Source organism: Enterococcus gilvus ATCC BAA-350 (genome assembly GCF_000407545.1).
Taxonomy (GTDB): Bacteria; Bacillota; Bacilli; order Lactobacillales; family Enterococcaceae; genus Enterococcus_A; species Enterococcus_A gilvus.
This window is the reverse complement of record NZ_ASWH01000002.1, coordinates 61,618-76,462: the sequence shown is the minus strand read 5'-3', so window position 1 is coordinate 76,462 and position 14,845 is coordinate 61,618. Positions and strand designations below refer to the sequence as shown.

General features: G+C 40.0%; 12 protein-coding genes. 2 read left to right on the top strand and 10 right to left on the bottom strand.

All coding sequences use genetic code 11. The annotated features are described in order from the left end of the window. Nucleotides 1-164: 164 nt before the first annotated feature. The 9 genes from I592_RS15410 to I592_RS15370 all read right to left on the bottom strand — a co-directional run bounded on the left by I592_RS15410 (nucleotide 165) and on the right by I592_RS15370 (nucleotide 11,737). Nucleotides 165-2,924 carry an InlB B-repeat-containing protein gene (locus I592_RS15410; RefSeq protein ID WP_010778764.1) on the bottom strand — a complete coding sequence of 920 codons (2,760 nt, stop codon included), beginning with the start codon at nucleotides 2,922-2,924 and terminating at the stop codon, nucleotides 165-167. 300 nt (nucleotides 2,925-3,224) lie between these two features. Further along, nucleotides 3,225-3,965 (bottom strand): tyrosine-protein phosphatase, encoded by a 741-nt coding sequence (locus I592_RS15405; RefSeq protein WP_010778765.1) that lies wholly within the window; start codon nucleotides 3,963-3,965, stop codon nucleotides 3,225-3,227. Between the two features lie 20 nt (nucleotides 3,966-3,985). After that, the gene (locus tag I592_RS15400) at nucleotides 3,986-4,999 is read right to left on the bottom strand and encodes a linear amide C-N hydrolase (RefSeq protein ID WP_010778766.1); all 1,014 of its coding nucleotides are present in this window, start codon (nucleotides 4,997-4,999) and stop codon (nucleotides 3,986-3,988) included. A gap of 23 nt (nucleotides 5,000-5,022) precedes the next feature. Then, nucleotides 5,023-5,382, bottom strand: coding sequence for a hypothetical protein (locus tag I592_RS15395; RefSeq protein WP_010778767.1), 360 nt, complete (start codon nucleotides 5,380-5,382; stop codon nucleotides 5,023-5,025). 409 nt (nucleotides 5,383-5,791) lie between these two features. Then, nucleotides 5,792-6,463 (bottom strand): helix-turn-helix domain-containing protein, encoded by a 672-nt coding sequence (locus tag I592_RS15390; RefSeq protein WP_010778768.1) that lies wholly within the window; start codon nucleotides 6,461-6,463, stop codon nucleotides 5,792-5,794. 63 nt (nucleotides 6,464-6,526) lie between these two features. Continuing rightward, entirely contained in the window at nucleotides 6,527-8,251 is a 1,725-nt protein-coding gene (locus tag I592_RS20795) for a coiled-coil domain-containing protein (RefSeq protein WP_010778769.1), read from the bottom strand. Then, nucleotides 8,252-9,031 (bottom strand): hypothetical protein, encoded by a 780-nt coding sequence (locus I592_RS15380; RefSeq protein ID WP_010778770.1) that lies wholly within the window; start codon nucleotides 9,029-9,031, stop codon nucleotides 8,252-8,254. It abuts the gene before it with no gap. A gap of 13 nt (nucleotides 9,032-9,044) precedes the next feature. Beyond that, nucleotides 9,045-9,557, bottom strand: coding sequence for a signal peptidase I (lepB, locus tag I592_RS15375; protein ID WP_010778771.1), 513 nt, complete (start codon nucleotides 9,555-9,557; stop codon nucleotides 9,045-9,047). An 8-nt stretch (nucleotides 9,558-9,565) separates the two neighbouring features. Further along, nucleotides 9,566-11,737, bottom strand: coding sequence for a glucosaminidase domain-containing protein (locus I592_RS15370; protein ID WP_010778772.1), 2,172 nt, complete (start codon nucleotides 11,735-11,737; stop codon nucleotides 9,566-9,568). A 308-nt stretch (nucleotides 11,738-12,045) separates the two neighbouring features. On the opposite strand from I592_RS15370, the gene I592_RS15365 reads away from it, so the two are divergent. Both I592_RS15365 and I592_RS15360 read left to right on the top strand, forming a co-directional pair. Next, complete coding sequence (locus I592_RS15365) at nucleotides 12,046-12,804, top strand: LytR/AlgR family response regulator transcription factor (RefSeq protein WP_010778773.1); 759 nt, start codon at nucleotides 12,046-12,048, stop codon at nucleotides 12,802-12,804. A 21-nt stretch (nucleotides 12,805-12,825) separates the two neighbouring features. Continuing rightward, nucleotides 12,826-14,139: a GHKL domain-containing protein gene (locus I592_RS15360; RefSeq protein WP_010778774.1), complete on the top strand. Its 1,314-nt coding sequence runs from the start codon at nucleotides 12,826-12,828 to the stop codon at nucleotides 14,137-14,139. Nucleotides 14,140-14,158: 19 nt separating this feature from the next. On the opposite strand, the gene I592_RS15355 is transcribed toward I592_RS15360, so the two are convergent. After that, on the bottom strand, nucleotides 14,159-14,671 hold the full coding sequence (locus I592_RS15355; RefSeq protein ID WP_010778775.1) for an HdeD family acid-resistance protein: 513 nt from the start codon (nucleotides 14,669-14,671) through the stop codon (nucleotides 14,159-14,161). Nucleotides 14,672-14,845 lie beyond the last annotated feature (174 nt).

The following is a 14,845-nucleotide window of genomic DNA, read 5'->3' as shown; positions in this document are numbered from 1 at the left end:
GAATGCACTAAAAAAACTGCGTGAGTCACGTATACGAACCGTGACTCACGCAGTTTTTCTATAGTTATTGTTATCGCCACAGGTAGAAGGATTGTCCAATATGACATCCGCCAATTCGAACAGACCCAACCCGCTGGCATGAGAGAAGAAAACACTCGTCCTCGTTAGTCATCCTTCCGTTTTATGAGACCCGCAACCGCGATGGCGACTGATGCGAGTCCTAAGATTTTCAGGCCTGTTTCTGACAGCGTGCCCGAGCGCGGATAGCTCTTCGCTGGGGCACTTTTTTGTGGCGGTGTTTTTTTGCGCGCAGGCTTTTGACTTGTATCGGACGTCTTACTAGGCACCAGCTGTGCGATCGCGTTTTTTACGCTCGTCAAGGCTATCTGGATTTCATCCACGGTCGCTTGGCGGTCTGTCTGAACCTTTTCCGCCTTTGCCATCGCCCGCTCATAGGTCTGCCAACTGTCCTTCGTGTAGCTCGTTTTGCGGCGGCGTTTCTCCTTCTCTTTATTGATCAGCTCCTCCAATGCTGTTTTATCCGGTTGCCATTGGGCATATAAGGTGACCGAACCCTCCTGCTCCGCTGTCAAATTATTCACCGCTTGCGCATCTGAATACGCGGTCCCTTTGCCGTCTGGCTGCGTATTCCAGCCTGTAAAGAAATAGCCTTTACGGGTAAACGATGCTGGAAATAAATTCGACGTCTTGTCGTAGATAAAATGCTGGCTTGACGCGTCGCCCGTTCCTCCATTCGGCTCGAAAATAACCCTGTAGGAAGTAGCTTTCCATCGCGCTTTTACCCTTTGTTCCCCCGTCTCTCCCTTTGCGATTTTTTCTATCTTTTTATTCTCAGCATACCAACCTTGGAAGGCATACCCTGGTCTCGTCGGCGTCGCAAAGGTCTCGATTCCTTGTTCGATCGTATAGCTTTGTTCGGGGATGCTTGTGCCGCCTGCGCTGTCGAAGGTGACTTTGTAGGTGATTGGGTGCCATTTTGCAGTTAACTCTTGATCTCCTGTGCTCCCCTTTTCGATTTTTTCTATCTTTTTATTCTCAGCATACCAGCCTTGGAAGGTATACCCTGGTCTCGTCGGCGTCGCAAAGGTCTTGATTCCTTGTTCGATCGTATAACTTTGTTCGGGAGTGCTTGTGCCGCCTGCGCTGTCAAAGGTAACTTTGTAGGTGATCGGGTGCCACTGGGCATAAAGATCAACCTGATCCCCTTCTATTTCAGAGAGATTTTTCACGAGCTGCCCATCGTTATAGGTTGTCGTTCCTTGCCCATCTGCTCGGGTGTTCCAATTCTTAAAGGTATAGCCCGTTCTGACGAATGCATTGGGTGTCAGTGTTTTTTCTTCCCCATAGAAGAATTCTTGGTCTGCCATTGCCCCCGCTCCGTTATTTTTATTGAATCGGACCGCGTATTGAATCGTTCGCCAGTGTGCCTTTAAGGTACTTGGTCTCGTAATCTCGAATGTTGTAAAATCAACCGGCTGACCGTTCAAGGTCCAACCGATAAAAGTGTTCTGCTTTTTCGTGCCTGAGTAGGCAGGATCAGTTATTTTTTTGTTTTCAAAAACCTTTTGCATTGCAGGTGTATCCGTGCCGCCGTCCGTATCAAACGCTACTTCATGCTGCCTCTGGATCGTATAGGTGTGGACGGCGTCATCCCTCAGAGTATGATGGCCAGCGACCATCTCACTTGTCGAATCATAAACGGTCTCCCCATCATCCATTACCCAAGCATACGTGGTCTTTCCATTGTTCTCAGACACAGGAAGTTCTCGTAAAAGTGAAAAGGTAATAAAATCTCTTGTTATTTTTAATTCAGCAAGCGCCTCGCATCCGCCAAATACACCGTACAGCGCTTGGACATTCACTGTATTCCAACTGGATAAGTCTAAACGAATCAGATTGGTACATCCGTTGAACAGACTTTCAATACTTAATACTTTTTCGATCCGCCACCTAGAAGCATCCAAACTTTTTAAACTCCGACAATTAGCAAACATGGAATACATGACAGAAACATTTTGCGTATCCCAATTGGACACATCTAAGGCGCTCAACCCATGACAGGATAAAAACATCGACGCCATATTCGTTACATTGCCCGTGTCCCACTTCGAGACATCCACCTGACTCAAGTTCTTACAGCCGCTAAATAGATTTGCCATAGATCGGACGTTCTTCGTATCCCAGCCCGCAACATCCGCGCGGGTCAAGTTTTCACAGCCGCTAAATACAGACCTCATATTCTCGATGGTCGAGGTGTCCGCATCCGCAAAAAGTGCAGAAGAAAGCGAGAGATTATCCATAAATAACTGTTCAAATGTTCCAGTCACCTTCACAGGCGCCTGCCCCTCCTTCGAAGCTTCGATCTCAAACGCTTTCGTCTGGCTTCTTAAATACGTGCCAAGCACAGCATTCAGATCGATCGCCACGGGTTTGTCCTCAATGACCGAGGGAACTTTGATCGTTGCGGGATCTCCGGTATAGCTTTTTATGACCATGCACCCGCTTTCTTCCTCTGCGTACCAATCACTCGAAAACGGGCGCGGTTCTTGCGGAGAAACCCTTTTTTGCTTCTCTTTTAAGGCGTCTTGTTTTGCGGAAGCGCTTGTCTCATCTAGGGACACAGGTGCGTGAGAAGTGATTTTCTTCGTCGTTGTGGAGGTCTCTTGAGAAGGTGCGGGTTGACTAGTTGCTTGTTCTAGCATTGTAGAAGTACTAGGTGCCGTCGTATCACTGGTCGATTCTGTCGTGTCCGTCGCAACTACGTGGATCGGAAGAAGGCCGATATTTGCCCATAGAAAAACACAGGCAGCTACCTTACAGACCCCCTGCTTCATGTGAATTTTAGAAATAACGCGTGGCTGTCGATCAGCAGATAGTGAACGACGTGTCTCTGATTTTTTCATTTATCCCACCACCTATACGAATTAAAAAAACATCGAATCAGACGTTTTCCTTACGTAAATTTTAACAAGGCGCTTCCTCGGATACAACGAACCCCCAAACGAGGAAACAAGATTTTATTTGCGCGACACTACCAACAAACGCCGTCCCTATGCGATCTAATACCCTTACGATAACACCTGTCTCTGCTTTGCCCTAAATGCTCGTTTTCCTAAAAATAAATGGGTTTTCCTGTTTGTATTTATTCAAACAAATAGCCACCTATACCCTATAGATACAGGTGGCTTTTCAATCGATACTAATTAGATTGCCACAAATTGCTTTCTAAAGCGGTGCTGAAAGTCTCTGTCCAATCCTAGACCACGCTCCAAATAAGAGTCGAAACAACCATAACATTCCTTAATTTGATCTGCCGCATGTATCAAATACTCCTTCTTCACAGATAATGCGGTTTGAAGGGCATGATATGTTTTTTTATCTATTTGGTCTTTGTATGGAGACAAGAGGATTTCATTTGCCTTTTTTCTTGACTGATTCGTTTGCAAATAATCCGCTAAAATATCCTGATTAGATGCCCCAGCGATTTTTAAAATCAATGCGGCTGCAACGCCCGTGCGGTCTTTCCCAGCAAAACAATGAAAGATACAGGGAGAATTTCTAGCTAATATATCTTCTAAAAATTGACGGTATCCGATTGAAGCGGAGTCACTTTTTACTAGATCCTCGTAGGTCGTGAGCAGTGCCGCTTCAATGTTGTTGGCGTTTTTTAACATCGCTTGCAGGGATACACTGTCTTTTTTATTTGTCGATTCCAGTAAATCAATACTCTCATAGGAAACTTTTCCAAGCTTCTTATCGGGTGCCTGTTTCCTTTCCTTCGGACTTCTAAAATCATAGATTTTACTTATTTTACACGTATTCATTAGATAGTAACTATCCGATTGGTCCAAATCTACTAATTGACCACTTCGATAAAAATAGCCTTCTTTTAAACGACCATTTTTTACTGGCACGCCACCGATGTCTCGAAAATTCGTAAGCACTAGAAGCTCTCCTTCCCTTTTTATTCGTTGATCGTATAAACCAGATTATCAAATCGAATATCATTATAGGTGATTTCTGTAGCATTGGTTTGCATTTGCTTAGCAGTAAAAGTAAGCCCTTCACCTGTTTGAACGTACAGTGTTCTATTTTTCAGATCATATCCGGACCAATACTGGGTATAATCACCAGAAATATCTTCGGGAGAATTTAATTCTAATCCTTTTGGTATAATAAAGGCCCTGAACAATGCATAAAGTGCATTGATTCCGTCTCTCTCTGAAAATTCTTCAATCATATTTTTTAAATAGAAACCGCGAATAAAACGAGAAGGCGACGTATAATCTCCTGGCATCCCAATTAGACCATAGCCTGTTCCATTTTCAATAGGGGTTAATGCGATAGAATGATTAATCGTTCTAGGCTTAGCATCAATATTTTGAAGACCCAAATAATGACGAATATTCGTGGTATGATACGCATATTCAGGACTATTCGTCATGACATCGATATATTCATAAAGTTTAAACCCACCGTTGACGACAGGCTCCAACACTATTCCGACACCAGTTTCATCAATAAAACAAAAATGTAATGGAAACTGAAAGGTTTCTTTTCTATATACATAAGGTTCATCGATCAGAGTAAACATTTCATAATGTGCCCGAATCGCATCAACTGTTTTAAAGTTGGTTAATATATAGGTAACGAATTCTTCCCCATAAAGAGCCGTTTTCCCATCTTGTAAAATCTTACTTTCATTTTCCCAAGTAGCTTCCATCAAAATCTGACAATCGCCTGTCAGTCCGTGTTCGTTGACGCCGTCAAATAAGACTGCTGTACCTGCGATACCTACGCCTAAAACAGCATACTTACTTGTCCAAGAATGATACAGACTATTGATTACTGCACCTCCCGGTATGTTCATGATTTTTACAGAATCTTCATCCGTATGAAACATTTTTTGATTCAAATCCATGGTTCTTCCAAAAAAAAGACTTCCCTCTTTTGACGTAATTGTCATATTTGTACACATAATGCTTGTCCTTCTTTCTTAAATCAAAAATGCAAAATTCGGCGAAAAAACCTTCCTTGCGAATCTTTGCAATTCAATTTTGAATATTTTTTTAAGTGATACATCGGAATATCTTCATGCTCGATCGCTTCGTTCTGAGTGTCGTACATTCTCTGAGTACCATCAGGATATGTCACCACGACGGATACTCTTCTAGGCAGAGAGTAAATCTTCTTCTCCGGTAAGAAAGAGAGAGGAATATTTTTTTCTGGAAATTGATTTGGGTATAACTTTCTTCTTAAGTGATATACTTTAGATCGTGTAAAGGGATCGGTAAGCCAATTTGGATTTTGTGTCATTCGTTTCAATCGCCTCTGCAAGGCTCTTCGCTCTTCGATAGTCATAATTACTTCTCCTACTTTTTAATAGCAAATGAGGAACCTGCATAGAACTCTGTGTAAGTGGATGTGCGTACATACTGTGAATTAGGATGTGGCAGGTCCCTCATGATTAATGTTAGTGAAATTTGCCCTGAAAAGCGCTTCTTTAAAACCGTTTTCGCTGCCCTCATTTCTTATCTTTCCAATCTCGGTACTCGATTTGCACAGCGAAAACAAGCATGTAAATAAGTGAACCTGCTGGGATTACTGCTAAAAACATCAGAATAAAATACACCGTTTCACTCCTCTTCGACACTGAAATCTTGTCATATTATATGAACGTTTCTGATTGTTGAAATGCGGTATGAACCGTTTTACATACCAAAAAGTCGCTTTCCATTTATCGGAATACGACTTTGCTTATAGGAATGAGTCACAAAATGATCAACCGTTCTTCTTCTATTGATGAGTAAACCTCATCATCTAAGAAATATCCTTTTCTCCAAAGGGTTTTCACTGCTTTTTCTTCATTTGAAGGTTGGATAGCCCTCATTTTCTGATTAATGCTGTGGACACAATTAGACAGACTGGAAAGTCTTGATTTCGTTGTATCGTCATCTCCCCACAGCTGTTGGATCAATTGATCTCTAGATACTTTGTCTGGAAATGCAGTATATAATTGCTTCACTATTTTTTTCTCAAGCATACTTAATGAAACCATTGATTCCCGAACAGATTTCTTCTCGTAGCTCTCTTTTGCTTTCATTTCATCCAAAGTATCTCGTAGCTCTTCAAGCCCGATTGCCAGAGGAATCTCGCAGACACCATCCACTTTACTTTCCTGTAAGCCGGTTACCGAATTTGTTTTTCTAACAATGATATGCCCCTTCTCACATAAGAGTGATTTCGCTTGTTCAAATTCGCTTTCAAAAATGGTTTCACTGATCACGACAACAGGAAAATAGTCGAATAGGTCCATTTCTTTCTTATTAGATAGCAAGGCGTCTAGTAATTGAACCGAACAAAAAACATCATAGCCCAGTGTTTCAAGTAATGTCTTAATGTATTGTTCTTTATTTACGTTTCTAGTTAACACTAAAATCATTCATTTTCTCTCCTTTAAAAAAATCCCATTCATCAGGAAGCTGTTGAATGGGATATGATCATCTTATTCTTGTTCTTGAGAAGCGGTTTCTTGAAAAAGAACACCCTTTGAGAGCTGACTCACTTTAAATTGGAGCTCCTCATACATGGTCAACACATTCTCCTTCGATTCTGATACTTCGATCAAGATTTTTTTTGCTCGATTACCGATATTTTCCAATTCCAATTCAGCAGAATTGATCATATGTTTGGCTTCTATCTGAGCTTCTTCGATCGTGCGATTGGCCTGTTTTTTAGCTGAAATCAATACTTCCCCGATCTCTTGTTGGGATTGGATCACTTCTTTTTTTAAAGTATCGTTTTTCTCTACTAATTCAATGATATGCTGCTTCGCTTGGGTCAATTCTTCACTCGTTTCAGGTGTTTTTTCAGTTTTTAATTTTTCTAGTGCTTCTTTTAAATTGTCTCTTTCTGACACTAACGCGTTGGCATACTGTTGTTTTTCTTCTAATTTTGAAATTTTCTCGTGTGCATCAAAAAGCGCGCTGTTTAACGCTTCCTTTTCTTCTAATAATTCGCTTAGTTGCTGAAGTTGTTTTTCTTGTTCAATCATTTTTTTGTCTAATGTCTCTTTTTCCGCTGTTACTTGTTTGTTTAACGTTTCTTCATTTGCTACTGCCATTTTTACTTCCTCCAATTGATTGTTTAGATGCTGCATCGGTTCCAATTTCTTTTCCAAATCTTTTGTGAGATTTGCTAAATCTAAATTAACGGCTTCCTGCTCTTTTAGTTCATTCTCCTTTTGATATAAGCCTTTTTTTGTTTTCTCAATTTCGTTAGTCAACTGTTCTATTTTTATTGCTTGGTACTCTGTAGAAGAAGCAAATTCATCCAATCGAATTTTTGCAGTTTCTTGGTCTTGTTTTAGTTCTTGGATTCTTTCATTTCGCTCAACGATTTCAGCATGACCAGTTTCTACAAGTGCTTTTTCTTCTTTAAGTTGCTGAATCAAGGTTTGTACACGCGACTGCTCAGCCTCTAATTGTTGTTTTTGATTTTGATTGATTGCCTCTTGCTCAGCCGTTCGAACAAGCAATTCTTCTTTTTGCTGATTGACCTCGTCTAGTTCTATTTGGATTTTTTCGGTCTCTTGCTGAAGCGCTTTTGGTTGATGGCCCGCTAGTTCTTTTTTCAATTGTTCATTTTCAGTTTTTAGTTTCTGAATTATCTCTGATTGCTGATTGGCTTCAAGCACTTGTTTTTCTTGTGCTTTCGCCAAATCATCGACTAATTGAGCCTTCTCGGTCTCGAGGCGTTCTATGTCTTGTTGCTTCGCTTTTTTTAAGTCCTCGAATTCTTCATTTACGTGTTGCAATTCTTCTAACTGGCTTTTCCGCTCACTAATCTCTTGCTTGAGGGATTTGATTTGATCTTGTTGCTCAGCGCCTTTTTCAACCAACGTTTCCTTTTCTTTGGTCGTTTCTTTAAGTGTCGCTTGGAGCTGCATCAATTGCTCTTTTGGGAGCTCTTCTTGTCGCTGTTTTAATTGTTCGATCGTCTTTAACTGTTCTTGTTCCTTTTGAAGCAGTGCATGATTATTAGTTTCTAAGCTTTTCAAAGACTGTTTCAAAGTTTGAATTTCAATTTCTTTTTGCGCCAACTGTTTTTGGATCTTATTTATTTCTTCTTCACTCTCATCTATTGAAAGTTTGTCTTCTGGCACATCGTCAATAAATTCTTTTAACGAATTGACAGAGAACCATTTATTCCCCTTCTTATCTGCGACCACTTACCCTTTCCCTCCTTTTTTTTCGACATCTTGTTCACGATCATTGATTTTCTTAAAATCATTTGTATCTTTTTCTCGGCTATAATCCGCGTTGTAGACAACTTTTTTTGTTTTACCAACCGCTGTCGTCAGTTGCACATGGATTTGTGACAATCCTGGAACGTCGCTGGCTTCTTTGACAAAAGCAGCTACGTTTTCTTTGATCGTCTCTTTACTTGCCGCATTGTCTGTTTTTCCGATTAAATTGATTGAAAGAGTCTTGCTTGGCACATCCAATGAAATCACGACTGTCGAAAGACCAAAATATTGCACCACTTTTTGAGAAATGTCCGATTCGATCTTTGCTTGCAAATCTGAATTTCTTTCCTCTGAAGAGAAGAGCTTTTTCCAGTTGTAAACGTTCAATCCTACACCCTGCTCAGGATAATTTTTCAGTGGCACATTTTTAACTAATTGCTCCTGCTGTTGCTCTAATAACGTAATCTGATCGTTCATTTGGGCTTCGTGTTGCTTTGTATGATTCAGATTGGCTTGTAAGGAAATCGTCGTCCCCACTAGAATCAATAAGCAGATCGCCAAAGCTAAACAAGCGACTAATAAATAGTTGATATGCCTGCGTTGCTCAATTTTACTTATATAATCAACCTTTTTAAGAAAGGTCGTCGATTGGTTTGGTTCCTTTCGTATAAGTGCCAATTTATAATTTATAAAAACTCGAAACCCCATCAATCCGATGGTCGTTACTACAAAAAGTATCGTCACTATTTCAAGTATTATCATTCCGTACGCTCCCCTAATTTACTCGTCCGAAAGAATTCAGCGGCCATATCCGGTCAATCACAATCCCCTCTATTGACTTCTTTTGGACAAATCCGAATTCTCGACTATCCTTTGATACATCTATATGATCTCCCAACACAAAATACTGATTTACGGGGATTCGTTTTATATGCTGAAGTTGTTGCGCTTGATATTCTTCTAAGTGAATGCGGTAGGTATTATTGAACGCCGCCCGATCGCCGATATTCAAAATCAATTCATTTTGCTGAATAATGACAGCATCTCCAGGCATGCCGATCACCCGTTTGACCAACATCCCTTTTTCTTTCGGAATAGAAAAAGCAATCATTTCATACCTTGTGATACGTGTATGCTTTTTTACAATGACTGAGTCGCCGTTGTTCAAAGTCGGTGCCATGGACGTTCCGTTAACCTGATGGATTTTGTAAAATACTATGATCTCTATCAGGCATAAGAAAAATAATCCGATAAAAACGTATGTTTTGATTTTTCTGTCTTTCTTCATTTTCCCCTCTATTTCGGTGAAAGATACGTAACTAAGCTAGAGCGTGCGAGATCATTATTGATAACACGATAAGAAATGGCTGTTCCGCCAACGACGTTGCACTCGGAGATTAGAATTCCCTCACTTCCCACTGCTTCTACAAATGCCACATGCCCATAGCTTGGGTCAGAACCTGCGGACCCTGGTGTGAAAGAAACAAGATAACCGGACTTGGGTTCGCTTGATACGTTGTATCCCAAAGCACGAGCTTTACTCCCCCATTGACCGCCATTTCCCATAAAATCGTCAACCGTTTTTCCTAGCTGTGCCATCCGATTATACGCGTACCAAGTACATTGTCCGACGGGGTAGGAGCCTGAAACGTTATAATTCTTCCCATCATAATCTGGGTAGTTCATTCGTTCTTTGTATTCAGTTGGAATCTTGTCTCTCCCTACGAGTATCGCACTCGTTGTTCCAGTAGAAAGCGGCGTCTTTGACGCTTGTTTTGCATCATATTTGGTTAAGTGATACGCCGCAATCAACGAACTGATTTTTCGATTGTAGGAAGTGTCCGTCGCGTACTTGCCAGTTAAATTATCCGCTGCTTTCAAATAGTTCTTTGCTTTTGATCGCCAAGAGCCTTCGTAGTACTTATTATTCCCTTGAATGCCACCTCGAATCAGTGTCACATAATCCCCAAGCGAATCACCATAGCTTGAATAACTTCTAAAGGAAGCCTGAATCGTATAATTTTGACCGTTCCCACGATCTTCTTCGGTGGAGAAGTTCACGGAGTTACCCTTGTAAGTTCCTTTAACACCGAACAAATTGTGGTATGGCGCTTGAGACAATCCACTAGTGCCAGACCCACTCTCCAATATCGCTTGTGCAATCATTACGGAAGCAAATACGTCATATTTATTTCCAAGACTTTGCGCATTGTCAGCAATCTTTTGAATAAAAGATTGGGTTTGCGGATTTGCTTTATAGTCCATATTCGCTGGATAATTTTTTTCTTGCTTTTTGCCATATTCTGTAAGAGCAGGAAAAGTAATTTTCCGTACGTTAAGATTCCTATTTTTACTATCCAAGACCTTTATTTGAACGATTTTCTTTTCGGAATCCTTCTTCGTTTCTTTGTCTTTATCCACAGCTAAATAGCGATTGCTTCCTATATAAATACCCATCAAAGAATTGTCTTTATAGAGCAAATCCCCTGCTTCTTTCGTCTCAAAACTTCCTTCTGTCTGTGCTAGTTGATCAAAATTCTTACCAAATAGTTGAATCGACAGATAGTTCATCAATTGACTCGCATTCGTCAATGAATAGTTATTTTCTTGTTCGTTCTGACTATCAGATGTGACCTTCACCTCTGATTTCCCTACTTGTTTGATGCCTTCGTAGACGACTATTGCACGTTCTTTACTGCTGAAAGTAGACAGCAATGGTAATTCAAATCCCTTTAGATTCGACTCAGACATTTCACTAACGCGCAAGGAATCGTCTAGTATCACAGCGTCAGAATCTAACACACCGCCTTCAATAGTATTGCCAAATAAAGAAGACGAGGCATTTGCTTCTGGCACAGATGTTTGATTTGGTATCTGGATCGACGGATGTGTGCCATTATCTTTAGCTGACGGTTGTTCCGTTGTCCCAGTTGTACTTTCAGAACTTCCTTCGCTAGAGGGTTGGGTCTTTTCTGAAGATGATTCACTAGTGGTGTTCTTCTCGGAGCTAGATGAGGACTCCTTACTCTCACTAGAACTCGTTGAACTTGAAGAACTTTGACTACTAGATGAGCTGGACGATTCTGACGTACTACTCTCACTACTTGAGGAGTCCTGACTGCTACTTGAGCTTTCGGAAGATTCTTGTGTACTGCTTTCTGACGTGCTAGAAGTATCATCGGTACTTGAACTTTCGGTACTTGTCGATCCTGGATCATCACTCTCTGACGTAGAAGTTGGGACAGTTTCCTCTGTTATATTCGTATCCATCCTAGATGCAGAAGTCGCTGGTTCATTCTTAGTGATAGTGTCGATACTAGTGGCTGTCTCTGACCTTACCGGCTGCCCACTAGAGGGTTCTCCTGTGTGATTGACCTGATTGCTGGCAAAAAGTGTCTCACCATGGATACTATGAATTGCAATCAAGCTGGCTGCTAAGACACCTGCGCCAATGACCTTTTTTTTCATTTCTATTCCCCCTGATTATTGTTGTGCCTGCTAATGAATTAGACACACTATTGCTTTAACCATGATAATCGCCAGATTTATTCCACACACCTCTCGTAAACCGTTTTCAAAGACGCGGAGTCTTTTTGTGAATCTTAAGGAGAATACCCCTCACATTCACTTAAATAAATGAAATTAGTTTATTATATTTGCTATTGCGAAACGGGCTCGATATTATCTAAATAAGAAGAAATGACTTTTCAGTCGGTGAATTCAAACAAATACTGAAATTATGAGCACTCACTCAAGGTAGGTTAGGGGTTATTTACGTGAATATTTATATCGTTGACGACAATTTTGTCATTGGAAAAAAAGTAAGAAAAATCGTTGAACATCTAGATTTAAGTAATGCTCAGTTTGATCTGGAACCAATCGTGATTGATTATCCAGAGAAGTTTTATGACGAGCTCCCTCTTATGGAGATTGCAGATAACAGTATCTTTATCTTAGATATCGATTTAAATACCCACTTTACTGGTATCGATCTTGGAAAAACGATTCGAGCGGTCAATTCTGAGTGTTATGTTGTCTATCTGACAAATTTTCACGACAAGGCGATCTCTGTCATCAATGAAAACATCCATCCTTGGTCTTATATTGTAAAAGAGCTCGATGATATACGGTTTGAGACAGCTATTGCTGATGCATTAACGACGATATTTCATCAACAAATGACGCGTGAACAATCTTCTGATTTTCTTACTTTTTCTGTTCAAAAGAGAGAAATCCTAGTCCCCGCTAAAGAAGTTATGTATTTAAAAAGTATGAATGGCTATAAACATTCTGTTTTGGTCTGTACGATGGAAGAAGAGCTTATCGTTGACGGAACCTTGAAGAAATTTAAAACTACTCTCAAGCAACCTTTCTTCTTTAAAGAGCTTCGTGCGTATGTTTTGAACATGAATGCTCTTACAGAATGGAGCAGAGACGAACAATATGTCGGATTCATTAATGGAGAGGTCTTAGAGCTGGGTGTAAAATCGATCGATAAACTAAAGAAAGCTCTTGTGCAAGCAGGTTATCGATAATACGATTTGGAGGTGATGCAGTTGGCACCCTATTTTCAAGCGGGCTTATTGTCTTGCAACTTGTTGGTCAGTTTGATTATTTGGCAGAGAATCAAACTATTTAATAGAAGAAACACGATTATTTTAGCTGGAATTCTTCTTATCTGTTACTTAATTGGCGTAACGAACCATGTCCTTTTCATCAACGATTTTCTTTACCCTTTTATGGTTATTCAATTTGTCATGATGGTGCGGAGAGTCAACAACTGGCTTTTGCCCGCTCTTTTTTTTACCATCCAGTTATGTTTAACGATGGTCGTTTGGATCATTACCTTTGATTTACCGCGAATGCTAACTGATGCTTTTTTTAAAAATGTGAATCAACCGCTCGTGATCCTCCTCTTGTTTCTTTCACAAAACACACTCATTCTTGTGGTTTATTGGTTTCTAAAAAAAATGAATGACAGAACGCATTTTTGGAATTTTTTATATGAGCGTCCGAAAAAGAATCGATTGCTTTCAATCGTGATTCTATTCATTATTTTATCTTTAGCCGTCATTCACGGACATTTTGCTTGGACTCAAAATTGGCTTTTCGGAATGTATACCGCTTTTATCTTAGGTAGTGTTTGTCTGCTTCTAGCACTCGTCGTTCATAATTCAATCGAAAATCAAAAAAAATTAAACGAGTTAAGGACACTAACAGAAATCTACTCTGTAGAAGTCAGCAAAAATGAACTGACTTCCGAATTCCAGCATGATTTTAAAGCTCTATTGATCTCTTTAAATAGTTGCTTGAAAGAAAATGCGATTGATGATGCAAAGCGATTGCTTAGCCAGGTCATCGTTGATTCTAAGGAAATTTTCCAAACCAACTCTTATGCGGGTATCAACCGGTTAAACAACGTCCCTCTTCAAGGACTGCTTTTGAATTTTTTAAAAGACTGTGAAGAAAGTGGTATTTCTACTGAAGTGACTCTCGTCCCCGTTCCAATTGCATTGCAGGTCGAGGTCATTGACCTCGTTCGCGGATTGTCAATTTTATTGAACAATGCCTATGAAAATACCGTGATCTTGCCTCCATATCTTCATAGGCTAACCATTGTCATGAAAGATTCTGGCGAAGGTCAACTATCCATCATTATCACAAATCCGATCGAGAAAAAAATCGAAATCGAACAAATCTTGAAAAAAGGCTACTCTACAAAAGAGGGCCATAAGGGGATCGGATTGAATTATCTAAAACGAATCACTTCAGATGATTCCCATTTGCACTTGTACCTTCGACAAACAAAAAGAGCCTTTTTCGCAGAATTGATCGTTGACTATATTAAAAATAGAGAACCCACATCATAGTTGGGTTCTCTATTTTTTGTTATTGATTTTGAAATGAATAAACAATTGATAAAATGCCGCTGATCATAAAATAAATTCCTACTAAATAAGAAAGGCTCAAGGCGGCTATGATTGGATGAAATAGTAAAAAGAAGCCAATCATTATACCCAGAATATTTAAAACAAGATGGAACCAATAGTACGTTGTGCCTGCGAAAGAGCTAGAGATCATCAATTCCATCAAAGAGTCAAAAATAAACCAAAAGGCAAAGACATAAGGCAATGCCAAAAGCCCTGCACCAATATTTATCACTAAAAAAATACCCAATAAAAGATCAACGATACCCAAAATGAAAATCCAGGTATGCTTATTTCCATCGAATTCCTTCGTTTTACTTCTAAAGAACAATTCAAAAATACCTTTGACGATCGCCATTAAAGCAAACATCCAAACAACCGCAATGAGATTCAACTCTGGATTCCTAAAGGCTAACAAAGCGACGAAAATGGCCACTATTCCCATTACAAAATAACTCAACTTAAATGTCTTCATGTTCACACCTCATTTTTCAAACTAGTAGATATTCTGAAATAGAGACCTCTTGTTTTCTATTAAATTCTCTTGCAATTCGATGCTTAACTTTGTTTCTTTACACAGTTTTGCCCCCTTCCTAACTCCAAGATCCCTTCAGAACATCTACTTACTTTAATGTAGCAACAATAAGAG

Bases quoted from the DNA above. Each gene is read 5' to 3' on its own strand.
- I592_RS15400 (WP_010778766.1), bottom strand. From the start codon at position 4,999: ATGTGTACAAATATGACAATTACGTCAAAAGAGGGAAGTCTTTTTTTT.
- I592_RS15380 (WP_010778770.1), bottom strand. From the start codon at position 9,031: ATGATAATACTTGAAATAGTGACGATACTTTTTGTAGTAACGACCATC.
- I592_RS15355 (WP_010778775.1), bottom strand. From the start codon at position 14,671: ATGAAGACATTTAAGTTGAGTTATTTTGTAATGGGAATAGTGGCCATT.
- I592_RS15410 (WP_010778764.1), bottom strand. From the start codon at position 2,924: ATGAAAAAATCAGAGACACGTCGTTCACTATCTGCTGATCGACAGCCA.
- I592_RS15395 (WP_010778767.1), bottom strand. From the start codon at position 5,382: ATGACTATCGAAGAGCGAAGAGCCTTGCAGAGGCGATTGAAACGAATG.
- I592_RS15390 (WP_010778768.1), bottom strand. From the start codon at position 6,463: ATGATTTTAGTGTTAACTAGAAACGTAAATAAAGAACAATACATTAAG.
- I592_RS15370 (WP_010778772.1), bottom strand. From the start codon at position 11,737: ATGAAAAAAAAGGTCATTGGCGCAGGTGTCTTAGCAGCCAGCTTGATT.
- lepB (WP_010778771.1), bottom strand. From the start codon at position 9,557: ATGAAGAAAGACAGAAAAATCAAAACATACGTTTTTATCGGATTATTT.